16 protein-coding genes are annotated in these 20452 nt (G+C 42.7%); 11 read left to right on the top strand and 5 right to left on the bottom strand.

The features are described 5' to 3' along the window. Window positions 1–20 precede the first annotated feature (20 nt). Window positions 21–734, bottom strand: coding sequence for a helix-turn-helix transcriptional regulator (locus CWB99_RS01630; RefSeq protein WP_138550914.1), 714 nt, complete (start codon window positions 732–734; stop codon window positions 21–23). A 331-nt stretch (window positions 735–1065) separates the two neighbouring features. On the opposite strand from CWB99_RS01630, the gene CWB99_RS01625 reads away from it, so the two are divergent. Further along, window positions 1066–5043: a hybrid sensor histidine kinase/response regulator transcription factor gene (locus CWB99_RS01625; protein WP_138550915.1), complete on the top strand. Its 3978-nt coding sequence runs from the start codon at window positions 1066–1068 to the stop codon at window positions 5041–5043. 69 nt (window positions 5044–5112) lie between these two features. On the opposite strand, the gene CWB99_RS23940 is transcribed toward CWB99_RS01625, so the two are convergent. Both CWB99_RS23940 and CWB99_RS01620 read right to left on the bottom strand, forming a co-directional pair. Further along, a complete protein-coding gene (locus CWB99_RS23940) occupies window positions 5113–5283 on the bottom strand; it encodes a hypothetical protein (protein WP_171045238.1) in 171 nt (56 codons plus the stop codon). A 591-nt stretch (window positions 5284–5874) separates the two neighbouring features. Next, on the bottom strand, window positions 5875–6066 hold the full coding sequence (locus tag CWB99_RS01620; RefSeq protein WP_138550916.1) for a hypothetical protein: 192 nt from the start codon (window positions 6064–6066) through the stop codon (window positions 5875–5877). A 46-nt stretch (window positions 6067–6112) separates the two neighbouring features. On the opposite strand from CWB99_RS01620, the gene CWB99_RS01615 reads away from it, so the two are divergent. The 6 genes from CWB99_RS01615 (at window position 6113) to CWB99_RS01590 (ending at window position 15085) form a co-directional block, all read left to right on the top strand. After that, window positions 6113–6706, top strand: coding sequence for a class I SAM-dependent methyltransferase (locus CWB99_RS01615; protein WP_138550917.1), 594 nt, complete (start codon window positions 6113–6115; stop codon window positions 6704–6706). 255 nt (window positions 6707–6961) lie between these two features. Then, window positions 6962–7903 (top strand): DUF4007 family protein, encoded by a 942-nt coding sequence (locus CWB99_RS01610; RefSeq protein ID WP_138550918.1) that lies wholly within the window; start codon window positions 6962–6964, stop codon window positions 7901–7903. Between the two features lie 5 nt (window positions 7904–7908). Then, window positions 7909–11346, top strand: coding sequence for a hypothetical protein (locus tag CWB99_RS01605; protein WP_138550919.1), 3438 nt, complete (start codon window positions 7909–7911; stop codon window positions 11344–11346). Window positions 11347–11356: 10 nt separating this feature from the next. Beyond that, the gene (locus CWB99_RS01600; protein ID WP_212748494.1) at window positions 11357–12184 is read left to right on the top strand and encodes a phosphoadenosine phosphosulfate reductase family protein; all 828 of its coding nucleotides are present in this window, start codon (window positions 11357–11359) and stop codon (window positions 12182–12184) included. Between the two features lies 1 nt (window position 12185). Further along, entirely contained in the window at window positions 12186–12848 is a 663-nt protein-coding gene (locus CWB99_RS01595; RefSeq protein ID WP_138550920.1) for a GIY-YIG nuclease family protein, read from the top strand. A gap of 5 nt (window positions 12849–12853) precedes the next feature. Next, a complete protein-coding gene (locus CWB99_RS01590; protein ID WP_138550921.1) occupies window positions 12854–15085 on the top strand; it encodes a DNA sulfur modification protein DndB in 2232 nt (743 codons plus the stop codon). 26 nt (window positions 15086–15111) lie between these two features. On the opposite strand, the gene CWB99_RS01585 is transcribed toward CWB99_RS01590, so the two are convergent. Next, the gene (locus CWB99_RS01585; RefSeq protein ID WP_138550922.1) at window positions 15112–17175 is read right to left on the bottom strand and encodes a DNA phosphorothioation-associated putative methyltransferase; all 2064 of its coding nucleotides are present in this window, start codon (window positions 17173–17175) and stop codon (window positions 15112–15114) included. Continuing rightward, window positions 17150–17317 (bottom strand): hypothetical protein, encoded by a 168-nt coding sequence (locus CWB99_RS23935; RefSeq protein WP_171045237.1) that lies wholly within the window; start codon window positions 17315–17317, stop codon window positions 17150–17152. The genes CWB99_RS01585 and CWB99_RS23935 overlap by 26 nt, the downstream gene beginning before the upstream one ends. 193 nt (window positions 17318–17510) lie before the next feature. Here CWB99_RS23935 and CWB99_RS01580 point away from each other — a divergent pair, with 193 nt between their 5' ends. The 4 genes from CWB99_RS01580 to CWB99_RS01575 all read left to right on the top strand — a co-directional run bounded on the left by CWB99_RS01580 (window position 17511) and on the right by CWB99_RS01575 (window position 20142). Continuing rightward, a complete protein-coding gene (locus CWB99_RS01580) occupies window positions 17511–17825 on the top strand; it encodes a hypothetical protein (protein WP_138550923.1) in 315 nt (104 codons plus the stop codon). 372 nt (window positions 17826–18197) lie between these two features. Then, window positions 18198–18368, top strand: a complete 171-nt coding sequence (locus tag CWB99_RS23925) for a hypothetical protein (RefSeq protein ID WP_171045235.1) — start codon at window positions 18198–18200, stop codon at window positions 18366–18368. Between the two features lie 152 nt (window positions 18369–18520). Continuing rightward, window positions 18521–18652, top strand: a complete 132-nt coding sequence (locus CWB99_RS24745; RefSeq protein ID WP_283235357.1) for a hypothetical protein — start codon at window positions 18521–18523, stop codon at window positions 18650–18652. A gap of 257 nt (window positions 18653–18909) precedes the next feature. After that, on the top strand, window positions 18910–20142 hold the full coding sequence (locus CWB99_RS01575) for a hypothetical protein (RefSeq protein ID WP_138550924.1): 1233 nt from the start codon (window positions 18910–18912) through the stop codon (window positions 20140–20142). Window positions 20143–20452: the final 310 nt, after the last annotated feature.

Raw genomic sequence — 20452 nt, 5'->3', positions numbered from 1 at the left:
CTCACTCTGGGCTGGCCTCGTTAGGGGATAAGCAGGCTCTGTTTTGCTTTCAATACTGCTTCGGTTCTGTTTGCTGCACCGAGTTGTATAAGGATCTGGCTTACGAGTTCTTTGACTCTATCCTTTGAGACCTGCATCAACTCAGATATTTCAGGGTTTGTCATGCCTTTTGCCATATACAATAAACATTCGCTGCTTTTTGGGGTGAGTGATGGGCGCAAAAACAAATAGTCCGGGCATTCGTTGATTATTCTCGGTACCAGCGTGAGAGTAATATCGCTTAACAGTGTACCATGTTGTTTGTAAAGGAAATTTATCCTTTCTGCGCTCTGGTTTGAAAAGTAATTCACAAACACAATGGCACTGTTGTAATGAACGGGTATGACAATGCCGCCGTTAATGTTTTCTTGTTGCAGGAGGTTGCCCAGACTCTTTGGCCCAAGGGTTGCGCGTTGGTAGTCGTCAGTGCTCCAGTATCTGGGGGCCAGTGTATTTTGGCAGTACTGCATTAATTCGTCAGAGAAGCAGTGTCCTTCAGTAAAATAAGTGTGCAAAAACTGCTCTGAGCAGGTTGAAAGGTATCTGAAAGTCGGCTCTGTTCCATTGACACCAACGATAAGAAACCGGTCCATGCCCAGTGGTTCTGAGAATCTGCTTAATGCGCTTGTAATGGCTGTTTCCGGATATAGTGCAAATGCCTCTGGATGCTCGATCCTGCTACCTGAGTAGTCCATATAAACTCCTGTGTGTTTCTTGTTGTTTTACAGATTCGTTTTTGGGTCTGCACCGTTAAGCTAGTGAGTTTTGTGGTTTATCCGTTATAAAAAAAGCGACACCTGATACTGAAAAAGCGACATATAAAATTATTAGCATATAAATCATATTGTTGTTGCGATCTTGGTTTTAACTTTCACTACGCGACCTGGTTGATTGTTGTGCAAATTGAAAGTGGAAGGATTGAAAATACTGAATTTATTGTCAATTTTTTAACATTTAGGTTGACTGTACCTGTTAAAGGTTATAGAAAGTAGCTACGCATTTTACAGTAAGGACGTAAGCGCAATAATGCTAAAATGGACCCTGGCAATTATCTTCTTATTTATCATTCAGTGCCATGTACAGGCGCGCGAGGTAGCCGAGCTCAGGTTGCATCTTCAGACTATCGATAAACTTGATATGGTCACCATTATTAACTCTGTCTCACAAGACAGTCAGGGTTATTTGTGGATCAGCGGCACTTCTGGTGTATTAAGGTTTGATGGTTATCAGTCCATATTTTATCCGCACCCTTTAGCAAGAAAAGTTGTTGAAGATGCTCAGGGACGCAGGTGGTTGCTGACAGGCCATGGATTGTATTTGCATAATGACCAGCAGGACAGTTTCATGCCTTACCTGGACACTTTGCGTCAACAAACGCCCAAAGGCAAAAGTCTGTTTAAGGACAGTTTTCTCTCTGTTCGTACTATGGATAACGACGCCTTCAGGCCAGCTGCTTTATATCAGGATAGCCAGGATATGTTTTGGCTTGTGGGTGATGATGGTCAGTTAGTTCATTTTTCTGCGGATGAAGATACCTATCAGTTATATGATCTCCACAGTTCAGGGATAAAACATAATCTTCGTTTTAGTGTCACCTTATATAAAGATGCCCCTTTATTTATCTCCAGGCTTGGTGAAGTCTTGTGGTTTGAAAAATCCACCGGCACTTTTATCAAATTGTGGCAAAACAGTATCCTTGCCGATACCCGAATTGTAACGACCGGACCTGAAGACACCTTATATGCGGTGTCTGAACAAGGCTTTTTCAGGCTCGAACAGCCAGATTCCGGGCAGCCTTTGCTTACCCATTTAAGTGATATTGATCATCATGCGATTACTTCTGTGCATTCAGGCGGCCAAGCAGTTTATGTGGGAACTGCCTCTGAACTCCTCGTATTAGATTCCAATGACAGAGTAAGTCGAGTCAGCAGGTATCATACCAACGCCCGTTCGCAGCAAATATTTCTGATAAGTAATGTGTTTGATGATCAGGGAACGGTCTGGCTCGCATGCAGCCACTCCATATTTGAGGTAGAGCTTATACAGCCTGAGCATGCCAGTGGCTCAGCTAACACAATTTCTGTCGTGACCCAAAAGCCTAATATTGACGGCTTGCAGTTTGATGAAAACGATAATCTCTGGTTTGTAAGCCTGAACCGAGTATACGTGCAGTATAATGGCCATGCAGAGCCAGAGCCCGTGTATTTGGACCCGGCTCAGCCGGAGCGCGATTTTTACACTGTTTATGCCGGGCGAGATGGGACACTGTGGTTTGGTGCATCATCAGCCCTATATCGGCTTGATAAGGGGGCATCCTCTGCAACCAGGGTCAATGTGCCACCCTCAAACGCAGGCATTGAAGTTAAGATCAGAGACATAGAGCAATCAAATAACGGTCATTTGTGGTTACTGACCTTTCAGGGAGTTCTAGAATATGCCCCACAAACCGGTCGGCGGGTATCCTTTTTGCCGGGGCATTTTAAAAACCTGAAAAAAGGCAACAATGACGCAGTATTAGCCTGTGGTTTTGAGACATACATTTTGGGCCAGGGCGAACCGGAAAGGGTGCAATTTCAGATATCGAAAAGCAATAAGAAGCTGGTCGTATATGATGCCGATACCGACACAAAAGGGCGATTATGGGCGGCAACTTCCTATGGGCTGATACTTCATGACTTGAAAACACAGCATTCACAGCTGCTTGATATAAATGGCGTTTATCCCAACGTAGCATTTAGCTTTGTATATCGGGTTAGTACAGGGCATATCTGGGTGTCTGATATGACTAATTTATATAAACTCTCGCTGGATACCATGCAGGTGGTATTTTCAATGCCAGTTAAGCACATGAATATTGGCGCAAAAACTTATGACAGTGTAGCTGAATCGAGCTCTGGAGTTTTGTACCTGGGTGGAATAAGTGGCATTGCTGCCTTATCAAAAGTACAAGCTGAGGAGCCATACGGAGTACATATAAGCAGAGTCTATGTGCAAGGAGAGCGCTATGCGGTGTACCAGGATGCGCAGCATTTGAACAACACCATTCTGCCTGGCAGTGCGTTTAGTAGTGCGCAGAGGAACTTTAAGTTTGAGTTCGTTAATATTAAGCGGGATCGGAATGTCGATGTCTATTATCAGTATCGGTTGCTGGGTTTTGATACGAACTGGACGGAGGCAGAACAAACGCAGCGTAGCGCCACTTATACCAACTTGTCGTCGGGCAGATACGAGTTTGTGATTAGAAGTCGCGCGATTTCGAGTGACTGGACTGAATCGCGCTTTGAGTTTGAAGTGGCAACCCCCTGGTATTTAACCGGCTGGGCTTTCACACTTTATGTTATTGGCGCTGTTGTGTTGATTGGACTAATTCTATTCGCCAGAACATATCAGCTAAAGCGGCGCAACCTGCACCTGGAAGAACTCGTGCTGTCGCGCACCGAAGAAATAGAGCAAAAGCGTGCTCAAATCGCCAGTTTAATGGAAAGTAAAAATGTGTTTTTTGGTAATGTATCTCATGAACTGAGAACGCCTCTGGCGGTGATCATGCTGCCAATTAAAAGTATGTTGAAGCAGGCAAATAATGACGGTAACAGCAAATGGCATGCAGCATATTCACAGGCTTTGAGGCTGGAAAAGCTCATCGACAACCTGATCCGCTATGCCAGAAAAGACGATGTATCTCCGTTTGAAAATCATCACTTTACTGCCAAAGAGGTATTACTAAAGCAGGCTCATGCGTTTGAGCTGCTCGCCAGTGAAAAACAGATCCGTTATGAAGTAACACATACCCTGGATGCACAGGAAGTGCTGCTGAACGAGGCGGACTTTGAACAGATAATTACAAACCTTTTGTCTAACGCTGTGAAATATACCCCTGTAAAAGGCGAGATTAATGTGGAAGCGCATCAGCGTGATGGCTTTCTGCAACTGGTGTTTAGTAACTCCGGGCCCGGTATTTGTAAATCTTTACAGGCACACGTGTTTAAACGGTATGTGCGTGGAGAGCACAGTGAAATAGGCGGGCAGGGAATTGGCCTGTCTGTGGTGCATCAGCTTATCAGCGACTGTGGAGGAGAAATAGTGCTGAGCAGCGAGCCCGGAGAGGGATGTCGGTTTACCCTGACAATCCCGCTTTACAGTGAAGCGTCAGCGCAAGATATAGGTAGCAGAGTACACGCAGAAGCCATATCAAAAGCAAAGGCTAAGCCCCAGGTGACTGACAAACCCGGGCCCAACGCCCAAGTGTTAATTGTAGAGGATAACCCCCAGCTAAGAATGATGCTTCAACAGACTTTGTCTGAATGGTTTGATTGCTCAGTTGCCTGTGATGGAGAGCAAGGCCTGTCACAAGCAAAATCCGAGTTACCCGACCTTATTATCAGCGATGTGATGATGCCAAAAATGTCTGGACTGGAGATGCTGCGAGAACTCAAGCAGGATGACACAACGAGCCATATTCCCGTGATATTACTGACAGCAAAAGAAGACGACGACAGCCGGATTCTGGGGTTTGAGGCAGAAGCCGACGATTATATGGGTAAACCCTGCGATCTCGATGTGCTAAGGCATAGGGTGGAAAACTTGATTAAAGGGCGCAAGAAACTGGCGCGACTACTTGCTGATCAGATCCTACACAGCCCGCCTCAGGCTGGTGTGCTCAGCGATACAAAGCGACTCCCCTTTGTTGATAAAATCCAGCAAGTGATTGCACAAAATTATCAGGATCCGAAATTCGATACTGAGTGCATGGCCAGCCATGTGTTTTTGAGTGTGCGGCAGTTGCAACGCAAAACCCGAAGTCTGACAGGGTTGTCACCAAATGCCTTGCTCAGGCTGTACCGTTTGGAGCAAGCTCGCACCCATTTAAAAGCGGGGGCATTAGTGGCTGATGTTGCTTATCGAGTTGGCTTTTCATCTCCCGCCTATTTTAGTAGCTGCTTCAAAGCTGAGTTTGACATGTCACCGCAGCATTATGTTAAGCAGCAAGAGGCTGAGTTACAGTGACAAACGCAAAAAAGGCACACTCAGTGCGCCTTTCGTTTGAGCTATGCCCAGCAGAGCCTGATTAATCCTTTATTTTTTCCAGGTATCTTCCTGGCAAGTTGTAACATTTGATCCTGTTGCAGGTGGGTTGTCATTTAGGTGAGCTACAGCTCCCCCCTGCACTAGTGGCGTTAGCTGTGCCTTCATTGTTTGATTGCCTGACAGGTTCTTCATTTTTTTCGTTTTTAGAGTAAGTTTCATAATGGTCTCCGTTTTGTTATGTCACCGTGGGTCACTTTTACACTTCCTGAGTCGCTTGTAAATGGCTATGTCACTAAAATAAGTACTTGTTCTTACCCCTATCTGGGGAGTGTTTTTTATTACAAAATATGCTGGCTACGAATGGTAATGGCAGTATAAATTGGCTTCGCCAGGCCAGCTGAAAATGACAGCTGTGCTATTTGCAAAGAGCTTTGTATATCTTGTCATTTTGGCCAACGAGCCGGGATCTACTAACCAGCACCACCGTAAGCTTGCGCTATTCATATCAGCCAAACGCCCACACAGTCATTCCGGCCAGCGAGCCGGGATCTACTAACAAACGGCTCCGTAAGCCTGCGACATTCATATCAGCCAAATGCCCACACGGTCATCCCGGCCAACGAGCCGGGATCTACTAACCGGCACCACCGTAAGTCTGCGCTATTCACATAAACCAAATGCCCACGCCGTACCCAACCCTCAAACAACTCAAGCATCTAAACCAATATGTAATCAAAAGTTGAGCAATTGTTTTAAAATCGCTAATAACTGCGGATAAAAAGCTACTCAACCAGAAAAAAGTGTTGTAAATTATTCATGCGTCTGCACCAAATGATGGTTTACTTGAGTACGGTCTAACTGATAGCCGTTTAACTCGTCACCGTCAAAAGAAGGGCAGGCACACAACAAGAACAGTTTTAAAGTGTCGCGCAAAGGAAGTTGTAACCGCCGAATAACAGGCAATGAGCCGGGAAGTTCCCCGAATGCCATTTTCTGTCCCACTGCACCACCTCCTTATTAGCTGCACCACAGAGCAAACGGGTGAGTGATGTCAGACTCCACATTAGAATATTACAGCCGCAATGCCGTCAGCTTTGCCGAGGCAACCTTTGCAGTGAACATGCAGCCTCTGTATGACGAGCTTTTACCCGCCATACCCAAAGGTGGCAAAATCCTCGATGCCGGCTGCGGCTCTGGCCGCGACGCACTGGCGTTTAAAAACCTCGGCTACCGGATTGACGCCTTCGACGCCTGCGCAGAGCTTGCCAACATCGCCAGCTTCCACCTGGAGCAACCCGTAGGCTGCTTCAGTTTTGATGAACTCAGAGCAACCAACACATACGACGCCATCTGGTGCTGCGCCAGTCTGCTACACGTGCCAAAGGCACAGCTGCCAGATGTATTCCAGCGCCTGCAAAACGCACTCAAGTCAAACGGTATCATTTATATCTCATTCAAATACGGCGAGGGCGAACGCACCGCGGATGGCCGTGCATTCACCGACCTCACAGAGCAAAGCCTGAACACCTTACTTGCCCAAAACACCGGCCTTAAAGCCTGCAAAACCTGGCAAACCGGCGACCAACGCCCTGGCCGCGAACACGAACGCTGGCTCAATGCGTTGTTAGAGAGAGACTTCTAAAAGTTGTTATCAGCACGTTTGGCAAACCTTTCAAATCCTAAAAACTAAACAGTAAGACAGCAGGCTAGTGCAATGTGTTTCTACAATAGGAAGCAATTGACTTTGCTATTGGTGGCTTTGTGAGCGATTGACGAAAACTGTTTATATATACAGTGACATCCTGTTTTATAGCTCTATAATCAATGATAGTATTACTCGCATTTTCACATCTCAAGCGGCTGTTGTTTGAGATAGCTCAAGGATTCATCACTTCTCATGAAACTGGATAATAAAAAGACTGCCTTTGGTAGACATGAAACATTTTTTCTTCGCTATGGTTGGCTTACCAAAGGCTTTTGGAAGTACATCGCATTTCTGAGCAAAAATGATTCCAACGGCGATCTCTTCAGATCAGAGCAAGCCCTTGTTGAATTGGGTGTTGGTAAGAATATGGTTGCATCTATAAAGTACTGGCTGCAAGCCACGCGTTTGTTGGAAATGAAGTCCAATATATTGCAACCGACTGAGCTTGGTGTGAACCTGATCGGCGCCCCTAAAAATCATGGTTGGGATCCTTACTTGGAAGACGAAGGTAGCTTGTGGTTACTTCATTGGCTGATTGCCTCCAACAGTGCTCTGGCTACGGCGTTCTATTGGTTTTTTAATTGCTATCATAAGAATCGCTTTTCGCAGGAAGAGCTTAGAACAGCACTCTCAGACTTTGTAAAAGATAATTTGTCCTTAAGTGTATCAAGTACAACGATTAAAAATGACATTGCTGTGCTTTCTAGAATGTATTCATCCGACGCAGTCATTAAAAACATTAATTGGGATGAAGCCCTAGATTCTCCACTGGGCCAACTTGGCCTTGTAGATGCATTGGCCAACAAGGAGTATCAGTCGCTTCCTCAGTCTAAAAGTACTTTACCTGCACATGTAGTTGGTTTTGCCATGGCTGAGATTTTTAATGCAAGAAATGCAACCTCGATACCCGTAGAAGAACTAATTTATAGTACGGGTGAGTGGCCTGCATTGGGGGCTGTTTTTCGGTTATCAGAGAATCAAGCAATGGCATTGATAGAAGAATCCATAGGATTGATCCCTGGATTATTTGAAATCAATGAATCGGCAGGCATTCACCAAGTGTATAAAATGGATGAGCAAGTTGATCCAATGATTTATTTAGAAAAATATTACAGCGCAGAAGTAGAAAAGTGATGAAAATGCAAGAAATGATTAAAATCAATAGCCACTATACTCGCTCGGTCAACTTGGAGCGAGATCATGCTAGTGGGCTGACTGTTTCATCATATATTCCTACCTCTCGCGCAAAGCGAATGTTTGAGCGAGTAGCTGAGAGTTTCTCTGAACAAAACCACCCCCGAGCGTGGTCATTAATTGGACCTTATGGCTCAGGTAAATCTTCTTTTAGTGTTTTTCTAGCGCACCTGCTTGGAAACCCTTCTTCAGATACATCTGGAAAGGCATTTGATGTTTTGAAAAGTAGTTCAGCACACCATGCCGAATTGTTCCATAAGCATATAGAAGGTACTGAGGGCTATATTCGGGTATTAATCTCTGGTTCTCCAGAGCCGCTTTGCAAAAGGGTTTTGGCTGGCCTTAAAGATGGAGTAAGTAGTTACTATAGTGCGCGTAAAGGCAAGGCACCGAAAGTACTCGAGGAAATCGATTTAGCATTAGAGCGAGAAATTTCTGCGTCCGAGGTGGTGGACTTGTTTGTAAAAGTTCAGGATTCTGTCAAGGCAAGCAAAGGCTCAAAAGCAAAGGGAGTTTTGGTAGTCATTGATGAGCTTGGTAAGTTTTTGGAATATGAAGCTAGGCATTATGGGGCTAATGATATCTATTTGCTTCAGCAGTTAGCTGAAAAGGCTTGTGAAGGACATGAATGTAATCTTTATCTGTTTGTACTCTTGCATCAATCTTTTGAGCAATATGCAAAAGGGCTGGGTGAGACGTTAAAGAATGAGTGGGCCAAAATACAAGGCCGGTTCGAAGAGGTCCCATTCTTAGAAAGCTCTGAGCAGACGCTCAAAGTCGTTTCTAAGGCAATACAAAACAATATCGATAGTGAGCTTTTTGGGCCTATCGAAAACCAAATTAAAGATATCGTTGAGATACTTGAGTCGAATGATGCTCTTCCTTCAGTTTTAAGCGCAGACGATGCATATGAGCTATTTGCGAGCTGCTATCCATTGCACCCGATCTCAGCACTTATTCTGCCCTTTTTGTGTCAGAAGCTAGCGCAAAATGAACGCACTTTGTTTAACTTTTTAGGTAGTTCCGAAGAGTTTGGCTTTTGCAATACGATTAAAGAACTCAAACTAGGCGAGTTCATCTTGCCTGATGTTATTTTTGACTATTTTGTGACTAACCAGTCTTCGGTTGTCACGGATCATTTAACGCATAGGCGGTGGGCTGAAGTTGTCACCGCACTAGAACGGTTTGGAGATGAAGACCCAAGCGCAACAAAACTGCTTAAATCGATAGGTTTATTCAATATCATTAATGCAAAAGGTAATTTCAAAGCACAGGAGGCATTGCTTGCTACTTTGGCGCAAGGTACTTTTCAAACAGATATTGCCAAACTTATTAAAAGATCCATTGTAACTTTTAGAGCGTTTAACAATGAGTATCGTGTGTGGCAAGGCAGTGACTTTGATATTGAAGATGAATTACTTCAGCAACTAAATATTCTAGGTAATTTTTCTCTTTCATCTGAGCTAAATAAAGCTCAGATTCTTCGGCCTATAGTTGCTAGGAAGTACACCGTCGAAAACGGCGCTTTAAGGTTTTTTGTACCAACATTCACTGATGCTGAAACATATAAATCTTTATCAAATGCCACTTCATTGGATCCTCAAATATCTCTGTTTCTAGCTTTTGGGCAAGATGATATTGAACTGTTTCACAAGGACGTAAAAAAGCGATTTAAAGAAAATGAAGTCGTAGTGTTATGTAAAAACTCCACTCAGCTTAAAGACGCTTTTGCGGAAGTCATCGCACTTAAGAAACTGGAAGAAACTTGTCAGGTATTGAATGAAGATCCTGTTGCAAAGCGAGAGTTTTATGACAGGCTCAATGCAGCTGAAACAACTGCGACTAAATTGGTCAAAGCAATAGAGATTACTCCTGAAGACTGCGAGTGGTATTTTAGAGGTATATTACAGCCTGTGAATGACCGCCGTAGCCTTCAAAGTGTGCTGTCTAATGCTTTGTACTCAATCTATGACAAAGCACCGTCATTTCACAATGAGCTAATAAATAAAGAAAAGCCATCAAGCCAGGCTAATGCTGGTAGAAATAAACTTCTGCAAAGAATGCTTGAAAACTCAGAACAAGAAGGCTTAGGAATCGAAAAGTTCCCACCAGAAAAGTCTATGTACCTGTCAATACTAAAGCAGCATGATATACATAAAATGGTGGATGATGAGTGGAAGTTAGTAGCGCCATGCGATGGGGCTGATTTATTTCCTGTGTGGGAGAAAATCGAAGAATTTATTGACTCAACACAGCATGGGAATCAGAAATCCTTTTTAGAATTAGATAATGCACTTTGTGCGCCCCCATATGGTGTTAAAGCCGGAGTTTTACCTATATTGTATGTTCATGCACTATTGGTAAAGCAGCATGAGTTAGCCATTTTCGAAGACGGAGATTACATTCCCGAATTGAAGTTCGAAAGTATCGAGCGCTTTGTCAAAGCACCAAAAAGTTTCAAAATAGAAAGTTTTAAAATTGAGGGACTAAGAGCAAGTATTTTTGATGGATATAAAAGCGCGCTTTTTGAGGACCCGGGTCAAGAAAAGACCGTTCTTAACATAGCTAAACCTCTTGCTAAGTTTATAGCTACACTGCCAAATTATACTAAGAAAACGAGAGCTAATGAGCTTTCTACAAGTGCTCAAAAAGTAGTCCGTGCCTTTGAGCATGCTAAATCACCACAAAAGTTGTTGTTTGATCTATTGCCAGCTGCGTTGGGATATAAACCTGGGGCTCTAGAGGCCGAAGAGCAAAGCGTATTGAGTCAATTCTCAAAATCATTGAGAGAAGTACTAACGGAACTTAAGTATCACTATAGTGAGATACTAAACCTGGAAAAAGAGTTAATATGCTCGGCATTTCGAATGGACAAAGCTATTTCAATTGAAAAGCTACGCCATCAGTTGTGCCATTTTGATGGTTTAGAGGAGTTTTCGGTTGATGTGGATGGACTAAAGGCTTTTATCAAACGACTAACTTCTGAGGGAAGCTCAGATACGGAATGGTTAGAAAATGTGTTAACATTCCTTGCAAGCAAGCCTCCTAAAGAGTGGGGTGATGCAGATAGGAGTAAAGCTGAGTTTAAGCTAAGTGATTATGTTAAGAGAATAAATGAACTAGAACTCTTGCGAATTGAGCACAAGAGCGCTCTTGACCACGTAGAAGGCGATTTTGAAGTCGTGCTTCTTAAATCTTTGAAAAAAGGTGTAAAGCCAAGAGAGCAAACCGTCGCACTGGATAAGGCAAAGCTTGCTGCAATCACACCTGAAAAAGAACGCATTGAACAATCACTGGAGAGCCTAGACAAAAACACTAAGCTAGCACTTTATGCGGAGCTAGTTGATAGCTTTTTAGCCACTTTTGAACAATCTAAAGACTAGGAACTTACTTATGGTCAAACACCTTACAATTCAGCAGGCAATGGCAGATACTCACTCTAGACATGTACTAGGATTGTCAGGTGGTAAAGATAGTGCTGCATTGGCTGTTCATATCAAAGATAACTATCCTGATCTCCATGATAAAATGGAATATTTCTTTTCAGATACAGGTGCTGAACTGTCTGAAGTCTATGAATTCCTGGGAGTTTTAGAGTCCTATCTAGGTAAAGAAATCATTAGGATCGGTAGCGAACGTCCATTTGAGCATTGGCTTAAAGTGCATAACGACTTTCTACCATCGCCTAAGCAAAGGTGGTGTACTGTTAATATGAAGTTAAAGCCATTTGAGAGCTACGTCGGTAATGATGATGTGATAAGCTACATAGGAATCCGGGCGGATGAGCATCGTGATGGTTATGTAAGTACAAAACCAAATATTAAAGCTGTATTTCCGTTTAAGGATGATGATCTCGAGCGTGAAGATATTTATCAAATACTGAGAGATTCGGTGGGTATACCAAAATACTATGAGTGGCGCTCACGCTCAGGTTGTTATTTTTGCTTTTTCCAACGTAGGGATGAGTGGTTAGGCTTGAAGCGTCATCACCCAGAGCTATTTGAAAAGGCTAAAGAGATAGAACGTAAATCTGGAAACGGATATACATGGGTGCAAGGAATGACACTTGATCAAGTGGTAGAACTTGCAGAAAAGAAAGAAAAAGAAAAAGGTTTGATCTTTTCTGATAAAACTCCGGACAAACTGAAATGGCAGAGAGTTTTAGAAAATATGGAAGAAGATGATGCCGATGATCAAGCATGTATAATTTGTAGTTTATAATATGGAAGCAATTAAATATAAATGGAACCAGTTGTTGAGAGTTCCTGAGTCAGCTGGTGTATATGCGTGGTATCTCCCCCTTAAAATCAGTACAAAGGATGTAGAATTAGTTACAGAGAGAGTTTTACATTATAAGGAAGGCGGAAATATACAATCTGCTAAAGATACTATAAGGTGTTTCGTTAATGAAAGAGTCTTGAACTTTTACAATGAAGAACCTTACTTGGCAACGCTTGAAGGTGCTCTTAAACCAAAATATATAGGTAGTCTATATCATCAGCCATCTATATCTGATAGCTTAGTTGAACGTTTGTTTTGTGAGCCAGAAAGAATAAAAACTATAGGACAAATTCTTATAGAAACAGCCCCCAATTTTGCTAGTCCAATTTATATTGGAATGGCTAATAACTTGAGAAATAGACTTAGAAAGCACAAAACCTTAATTGAAAAATATACGGCAAAAGGATATTCGAAAGTTGAAAGTTGTCGTCAATTCGAGGAAGACGTAAGGGATCACAATTTTGCCATGAGGGTGGTAAATCGCGGAATTCCTGAAACTGAAATGTTTGTTTGTATTCAAGAAATTGATAACCATGGTAATATTTATAAAGATATAGAAAACCTTTTAAATAGGATTAATTATCCGGTGTTAGGGAGAAATTGAAATCTATGACTGACGAAAACTATGAATTTGAGCCTGAGAGTGGTTTGACTCTTACAATGAATGGTACTTCTGGAACTTTTAGAGCTGGCTACAATAACGAAAACTTAGAAGTAAAATATTTGCTGACTCATGTCAGTTTAGATCCAAACTCTTCCATGGATAAATCCTTGCTGAAAGAGTTGGCGCCATTCAGAGAGATATTTGATTTTAAGGACCTTGAATTTGATGAGTTAATGCAGAGAGATATCGATGATTCACGTGTTTCACATAGCCTTATCCCTTATATACTGGATCAAAATAATCATGCGTCAGTCAAGTTTTTTCCTCCAATAGTTGTACTGCTTTTACCTACAGAATCAGGGAAAGTAAAACCTGCGGCGTACTATGATAAGGTCACTATTTTAGGTGAGCCTTTAAAACCTGTAAAGGGTATTAAAAAATGGAGCTGTATGCGCTCAGGTGAACCTGGTGATGAAGTTTTCCAATTTGATCAGCCGATATTATATGGTAATGAACCTAATAACCACAACTTTGTTTCATTGCGTGTCAACCCGAATAGAAGTAAGTTGGTTATTGTCGATGGACAACATAGAGCGATGGCTTTATTGGCGCTTTACAGGAACACTCAAAAAGGTTGGGATGGAGAAACTAAAGAGGCATTTAAACAGTATTACGAGGAGTGGACTCCAGAATTAATAAATAGTTTTGACCTCGCTGGAATTAAGCTACCTATCATCATTTGTACAGTTCCTGGGCTTGATGAAAATTATACTGGTGATTTTAACCTTAAAAAAGCTGCTCGCTCTATATTCTTAACTCTTAATCAAACCGCAAAGCCTGTTTCAAATGTTAGAAACCTACTTTTAGATGACAATGATATTATAAGCTCATTTTTGAGGGGAATCCTTTCTACTGTTAAAAATAGAGATCTTAGAGAAGAAAGCTCATTCAGAATATTTAACGTTGAGCTCGATCAGGTCGATAATAAAGTAAAACTCCAGAGTACGACCGCCTTTACGGCTGTTCAACACTTGTATTACATTATTGAGCACCTTCTGTTGAATAGCGAAGATGTTAAAGGTGTTTCTCCTCGATCTGGAAGGTTTAAAAGTAGAAAATCAGATGGTTACATAAGCAATTTAAAACAAAGGCTTAATGCCCTTGATGTCTTAGGCTCTGATGTAACATCAACAATAACAAGGTCATCGTTTAGTAATAAGGTCGAACGAAAGCTGACTGAACAATTCCATAGCGTTTACGGGAAAGCGCTTTTGAAAATTTTCGAAAATTTTTACCCTTATACTGTTCATTGTGAAGCTGTATTATCACTAAAATCTCAAATTAGTGAAAAAGGTGAAAAGACAATAAAGTCTGTTTTCTTTGATGGCCAAGGCGTAGCTAAAGTTTTTGAGAAACACAGGCAAAAGTTATTGGAGAAATATAAAGATAATAGTTCGCCTGAGTTAAGTGAGCTTCTTGAACAGATTGACGCGAAAGCCAAAGCAATTCAAGGTTTTGAAGGTGGTTTTAAAAACGATCGGTTTAATAGGTTTATTGCTCCGATTTCGGATAAAGCGAAACTGAACGATGCCGAGGGTAATATTAGTGAGGATTTAAGAGAAATTATTCATAGCATCTTTGAAAATACACTAACAACAGTTGCTTTTCAAAGCGCGCTTATCTGTGGTTTCTTCCATATTTATGAACAGGTGTCCTCGGATTTCGAAGGAAGTTCTACTGTTTCACTTGAAGAGGAATTATCCAGTTATCTTGAGTCTATTAATGTTTTCTTCAACCCAAAATCTTTTAGCCAACTTAAAAGGCTTGTTAGTGTTTTTTCAGGATTGCTGAAGGGTGAAGATGCTAGCAATATGCAGTATATTGAGAGAAGTGCTGACTCGTTTAGAAATGTAGTGTGTCGGAGTGAAATGCAGCCAGATTTATGGCCTAAATATAGGTATGTGTTGTTGGAACTTTGGAAACCTTGCTCGTTAGACGTCGGAAATGTAGTTTCTAGTGAATTGGAAGAGTGTAGGCAACAGGTTTTTTCTGAACTCCATGGTGATGTGCTGAAAAAGTACTGCAAAGAAAAAATGATACATGAATCAGAGCTCGATGATGAAGCCCGCACTCATGTTTTTGAAGTAGCTTTTGAGTCGTTCAAAAGTTTTGTGAAACACTTAACAGGTGCTGCTGGAGGCTTAAGTGCTTCAGAGTATAAAAGTCTCGTTCTATAGAGCCGTAAAATAGCTTTATGTCTGTCCTATTTACTTAGTAATAGTATAAATCTATTGCCCTTCAACTCAACCCCCCAATACTCAAACACTTTTTGCAGAATGTCCCAGTTGGGCCATTCTGCTTTTGGTACGCCTTTGAGCATGTCTGCCAGTTTTTTATCAAAGCGTTGTTGGGCTTTGTGTTCTTTGGTGTTTGGCGTAAGAAAGTCAATTTTGTTGTACAAAGGTTGCAATGGGTAGTCGGTGCCGTAGTTAAAGTAGTCTATGTCTTGTTCGAGTAGTTTTACTTTAATGCGCTCTTTGAGTAGCGGGAGCTTTTTGTTGTAGTCGTCGTACTTGAGTAGGGTAACTTTACCTGAGCGCATGTGGATTTTAATGAGGTCTATGTCGTCTAAATCGCCATACAGCTGCGCGGCGCAGCCAACATACACGCGCAAGATGGCGGGGAGTTGGTTTAGGTGGCTTCGTGGCAAAATATAGCTATGGCTATCAATGAGTTCGCCTAATTGCAGCTCTGCATGGGCATCATGACAGGCTTGTCCTATTTGGTGTGTGTCAGATACTGAAAAGAGTAGTGCTTTGGCTGCGTCAATTGCCTGGTTAAAGCTCTCGAAATGACTTTTTATGTCTCGCATTAATTGAGTCGGTAAGTGGCTTTTGGCCTGGCGTTTACCAAACAAGCTCAGTGCAAAATACACAAGGAGATCTTGCTTGCGTTTGTCTATGGCAAGCGCCATGTCTTGTTGGTCGTACTGTGATTGCAAAAGCGCAAAGGCTTTGTTGTGGCTGCCTATAATAGCGCGTAGTGCATCGCTTTGTTCAAATTCTTCGTTAGCTGGTATGCGGCCATAGTGTAGGCAGTGTTGCCAAAACTCTTCAAAGAGCGGCTGGTGTTTTTCAAACAGCGATTGCTTTGCTGCGGTGGGTAAGCTCTTCGGGGTAGGGCGCTGGGTAATATGCTGCCAGTTATGGCTTTGAAATTGTAGCTCTGCGTGGTGTTGCTCTTCAAGCTCCGGGCATTTGAATACCGCGATGATCCCTTGGCCAAAGGGCGTTGTTTTTACGCGCAAAGTATCTTCTATAAACTCGCGGATCTGCGCTTGGCTATAGTACTTTTGAAAGGTATTGCGTTTGGTGATCACACCATCCTTAAAAGGCTTGAACTGTTCAAGCACCGAGGAATTGGTCAGCATTACAGATACAACAAGGAGTTTGTTACAGTGCTCAAAGGCCTGGCGCAGGGTATCTACCCGCTCAGGGTAGTCTTCAATCACATTTAAAACAAAGCCCAAGTTTACAATATCGCTTTTTACTTTATTGCCATTTGGCCGGTGAACCGGGTCCCAGGCGTTAATGTTCAGGCCATGCGCTTCAAGCTCCGTTGCATCATCGCCAAGACCACAGCCATAATCTAAGATGCTGTGATCACCAGCTAAATAACCAAATTTGGCCAGCTTTTGGAAAGGAGCCGATAAACGATCTCGGTTAATCGCGGTTAGGTGGCGCTGAATGCTATTTGTCGGGGCTTTTAGCGTTTGCTCTGCACATTCTATTGGCTCTTGAAATGCTTGAAGTCTTCCTTGCTCGTCCAGCTTATAGCCTTTTCGCTTTATCAGTTTTTCCCACTGTTGCTTAAAGCCAATGGTTTTAGTGTTTTCATACAGGCCAATCGCTTCACCTTCCGCCGTGATGGCTATGAATGTGTCAACATCAGGGTGCGATGCAAGCACAAAGGTTTCCTTACGGTGCAAAATGGGCGGATTTGCAGACTTGGTGTAGTCGGTGCATTTTACGGATTGTGCGATTACATCTACCGTTGTGCTTGCATGCAGTGCCGGATAAGCGTAGCGCTCAAAGTCTGGATAATGTAACAAGGTGAATTTAAAGTCTCGTTTAAAGAGCTTGAGCACATTCCAGGGCTGATCTAACTGAAGGAATTCAATCGCCTCGAATACCAAGTTTTTTAATGGGGCAGGTAGGGCAGACTCTAACGCACTCTTGTGGAGGTAAATGGCGCTGGGTAATACCTTGCCTATTTTAAGCGCTTTGATTTGCGCCTTGTATTCAGGAAAGCTGAGAGAGGTCGACATGTTCAAAATAGTAATAGTAAGCCCTGCCACGTTTTTCGAATTTAAGTTCACCACGCTCGCGGCGATGCATCAGTTCGCAGCCACTGATCTTTAAAAGCTTTTGTGTTTGTTTGCTGGTAAGCCAGAGGCCTTTGTGTGTCATGGGTTGCTCCTGTGTGTTTTAGCATCATAGCAAAGCTCGCTTAAATTAGTAGCGAGAATGGCGGCCATTTTCAAAGTAGGTAACTCTTTATTCATATTTATGCAGCAAAATTTAAATCAGTTCATTTTACCATCAATGTGGGTAGTAAATTACCCGCTAACTAAACGCTAAAAACAAGTAAAAGGATTAAGAAATGAAAAAGCTGATTATTGCTGCGGCATTGAGCACGTGCGCGTTTACTTCTATGGCACAAGGGGTGGTACTGGATGACGTAGGCGTATATGCAAACAGCTCTGTAAAGCTGGATGTATGGGCGAGTGCCTACAATGCGTATGGCTACTGCCACGTAAATGGTTTTGACGATGCAATTGGTTTTACCACTAAGTGTGGTGAAGATGAGTCTACGTTTGCCCGTTACGCTGGTGGCACTAAGTGGGTGCAAAAAGACAGCGGCTCAAAAAATCAGTGTTATGCACTACTTGAGACAGTGACTTGCATAAACTACTAATATTTGCCCTTTTGGTGGCCTTGCCCACCAATTTAATTTCAGTCACACTTTTTAAGTGATTAATGGGCCGTGTTTGCGGCCTTTTTTATGCTTCTTTTTACCCTGCAGTTTTACTGCTTTTTTTGCGTTAAGTTCCTTTACTGATTTTTGTGGTCGGCCCTTGCCCTGGTTGATATAAGACCAAAATCTAATATCGACAGGCTTTTTCATGTACCTCTAATGTGGTTATATTGTAACCTCATGTAATTGAGATGGCATCAGCTTTGTGAAAACATAGCGCGTATAGCGAGCAGGATTCAGAGTGACGCCAAACGCTGTACATGTCATTTCATCAAACATGAATTTATTCATCACGGCAACGAAGGAAAAACAATGAAGACTAAAAAAATGAAGTTGAACCTGAGCAAAAAAGTCATCAAAAATCTGGACAACGCAGCAGTGAATAAGTTGCTTACAGCAAAGATAGCGGGTGGTACAGGTGGTGGATCTAACAGCTACAATGGACCTTGTTATACACCAGCAACCTCTCAGCGCTATTGCTAATACTCCTTAAGTTTTTCGAGTAAATGACAGCGTTGTTTTAAATGTCTAAGCGCGTTGTACTGGGGGGAATAAGCGCAAGCCGGTGTTTATAGTTATCTTGTTAGTACAATTATTGAGCTAAGGTGTTATATCGATTTTTTTGGAGGTAAAGGATGCAGATTAAATTGAATAAAAAAGTCATCAAAAAACTGGATGACTCTGAACTGGGCGAACCCGCGACTAAGCTAATTGCGGGTGGTCTGGCTAGTTCAATCTACACCATGTTGAAAACAGGTGTGTGCTAATTCCTGTCTCATGTGAACCATCTGTATTCAGATGGCCTTTTTAGCAATGCCAGGCTCCCTGTGTGGCATTGCTCTTTTTCTGTGTTTAATATTCACAAGGTTATACAAGGCTAGCCATCTTTATTGCTGCACAAGTGCATACTTAATGACCGAACAGACGCTTTTTTTGTATAACAGCTGTTATTTAATGGTTAATGCCTTTACCTTCGCGCTGCTGGGCGGTATAACACTCTAAACTTATGCAAAAACAAATTTCTATGTCTATTCAGTTGATTAAAAAGGCTGTTAAAGCCCTCTCGGCAAATAGTGAGCTCCAACCAGATATTCTTTACATTGAAGGATATTTAATGGGGCTGGGTGTTGCTTTGCAACCTCCTTTGCCAAGTGAATGGCTTGAGCACTTATTTGGTCACTATGAGCTCGACAATACGAAACCTTTGGAAGCCGTTATGGACTTTCAGGCCATTTGTATGCGCAAAATGATGCGAGACGAAAACGCCTTGCCCAAGTCCTGTGTATTGTCTAAGTCTGATCCGCAAGAAAGTTTACAGGCGGGAAAGCCTCTGCCGCTTTATTGCATGGGTATGCTGCGCTCGCTGACCTGGATTAATATGGAGCATATTAATGCTGAGCAGCGCCAGCAGTTACAATGGCTCAAAGAGGTGCTGCGGGGCTTTACCAGCTATGAGAGAGCCCAAAAAGAGTTTGATTATGGCGAGAGCGACTTTGAAAAAGTGCTAATCAAGCAGCGTCGAATGATCCCAACCTATGTAGCTAATACCGCTTATGCTATGCGATTTGCCGACGATATGGTTGAGGTGTTGGGCGAATATGGTATTACCGATGAGGAAATGCTGGAGCAGGCCAACGAAGTATTTAACGAGATGCTGGAAGAAGTCTTAGATCGTGACGATGAAGCCGCGATAGCAGAATTTGATGGTCTGGTCGAAAAGTTTGAAGCAAACATGATCACCCCTGATTTCGTGACCGAAAACATGGGTGTATTCTGGAAAATGCACGAAACCCGGCCTTATATGATGTTACGGGCAAAGCGGGCGCAATTAAACCTGGCTTACGGGCATGCAGATAAGGCAGCTAAAGAACTTCAGGATTTGCTGCAACTCAACCCAAATGATAATCAGGGAAATCGCTATTTATTACTCAATTGCCTGATTGTGATGCAAGACTGGGCACAGCTTGGAGATTATCTTGGTCAGTTTAGTGAATGTTCTACGTTTACTCAGGCTGCTCATGCACTTATGCTATTTGCAACCGAAGGTGACTCGGCACAGAGCCGAGAGGCCAAAAGAGCACTGAAAGACTATAACAGCCATTTTCAGATGATTGTTACTGGGCAGAAAAAAGCCAAACACTATATGGACTCTTACTCGCCAGGCAGCGAAGAAGAGGTCGACTACTACCTGGACGCGGGCGGCAAAAAAGCGTGGCTGAGTGTAGAGGGTAGCTTGTTCTGGCTTAGGCAGAAGTAGACAACTATCGGGTGAGCATGTTCAGCAATCTCCGACAGGTATCATCAGGCATGTTTTTCAACAAATCCAAGAGTTGAGCTGCTCAGCCCTTTGAACATAGCCAGCGATTGTTTTTTAAATATCTCTTTTTCCGGATTTGATTGGGGAGCAGCTATCAGGCTGTGTGGAACCGGGGTCTATGGCGCAGGTGAGTACACGACCGTATTTACACCACACTCCGTCATCCCGCACTTGATGCGGGATCTACCTACCGGCGACTCGGTTTAACAACTTTAGAGCGATTTCTGAGAGCACATACTGTTGTCTGTGG

Origin of the sequence: Pseudoalteromonas rubra, from assembly GCF_005887095.1 — a bacterium.
GTDB lineage: Bacteria > Pseudomonadota > Gammaproteobacteria > Enterobacterales > Alteromonadaceae > Pseudoalteromonas > Pseudoalteromonas rubra_E.
Note: the sequence above shows the minus strand (reverse complement) of the source record. Positions and strands in the feature narration are given on the sequence as shown.

Excerpts from the sequence above, each read along its gene's own strand:
- CWB99_RS01630 (WP_138550914.1), bottom strand. The coding sequence starts at position 734 with ATGGACTACTCAGGTAGCAGGATCGAGCATCCAGAGGCATTTGCACTA.
- CWB99_RS23935 (WP_171045237.1), bottom strand. The coding sequence starts at position 17,317 with ATGACACACAAAGGCCTCTGGCTTACCAGCAAACAAACACAAAAGCTT.
- CWB99_RS01600 (WP_212748494.1), top strand. The coding sequence starts at position 11,357 with ATGGTCAAACACCTTACAATTCAGCAGGCAATGGCAGATACTCACTCT.
- CWB99_RS01585 (WP_138550922.1), bottom strand. The coding sequence starts at position 17,175 with ATGTCGACCTCTCTCAGCTTTCCTGAATACAAGGCGCAAATCAAAGCG.
- CWB99_RS01610 (WP_138550918.1), top strand. The coding sequence starts at position 6,962 with ATGAAACTGGATAATAAAAAGACTGCCTTTGGTAGACATGAAACATTT.
- CWB99_RS01605 (WP_138550919.1), top strand. The coding sequence starts at position 7,909 with ATGCAAGAAATGATTAAAATCAATAGCCACTATACTCGCTCGGTCAAC.
- CWB99_RS01575 (WP_138550924.1), top strand. The coding sequence starts at position 18,910 with ATGTCTATTCAGTTGATTAAAAAGGCTGTTAAAGCCCTCTCGGCAAAT.
- CWB99_RS01625 (WP_138550915.1), top strand. The coding sequence starts at position 1,066 with ATGCTAAAATGGACCCTGGCAATTATCTTCTTATTTATCATTCAGTGC.
- CWB99_RS01590 (WP_138550921.1), top strand. The coding sequence starts at position 12,854 with ATGACTGACGAAAACTATGAATTTGAGCCTGAGAGTGGTTTGACTCTT.
- CWB99_RS23925 (WP_171045235.1), top strand. The coding sequence starts at position 18,198 with ATGAAGACTAAAAAAATGAAGTTGAACCTGAGCAAAAAAGTCATCAAA.
- CWB99_RS24745 (WP_283235357.1), top strand. The coding sequence starts at position 18,521 with ATGCAGATTAAATTGAATAAAAAAGTCATCAAAAAACTGGATGACTCT.
- CWB99_RS01615 (WP_138550917.1), top strand. The coding sequence starts at position 6,113 with ATGTCAGACTCCACATTAGAATATTACAGCCGCAATGCCGTCAGCTTT.
- CWB99_RS01595 (WP_138550920.1), top strand. The coding sequence starts at position 12,186 with ATGGAAGCAATTAAATATAAATGGAACCAGTTGTTGAGAGTTCCTGAG.
- CWB99_RS01580 (WP_138550923.1), top strand. The coding sequence starts at position 17,511 with ATGAAAAAGCTGATTATTGCTGCGGCATTGAGCACGTGCGCGTTTACT.
- CWB99_RS23940 (WP_171045238.1), bottom strand. The coding sequence starts at position 5,283 with ATGAAACTTACTCTAAAAACGAAAAAAATGAAGAACCTGTCAGGCAAT.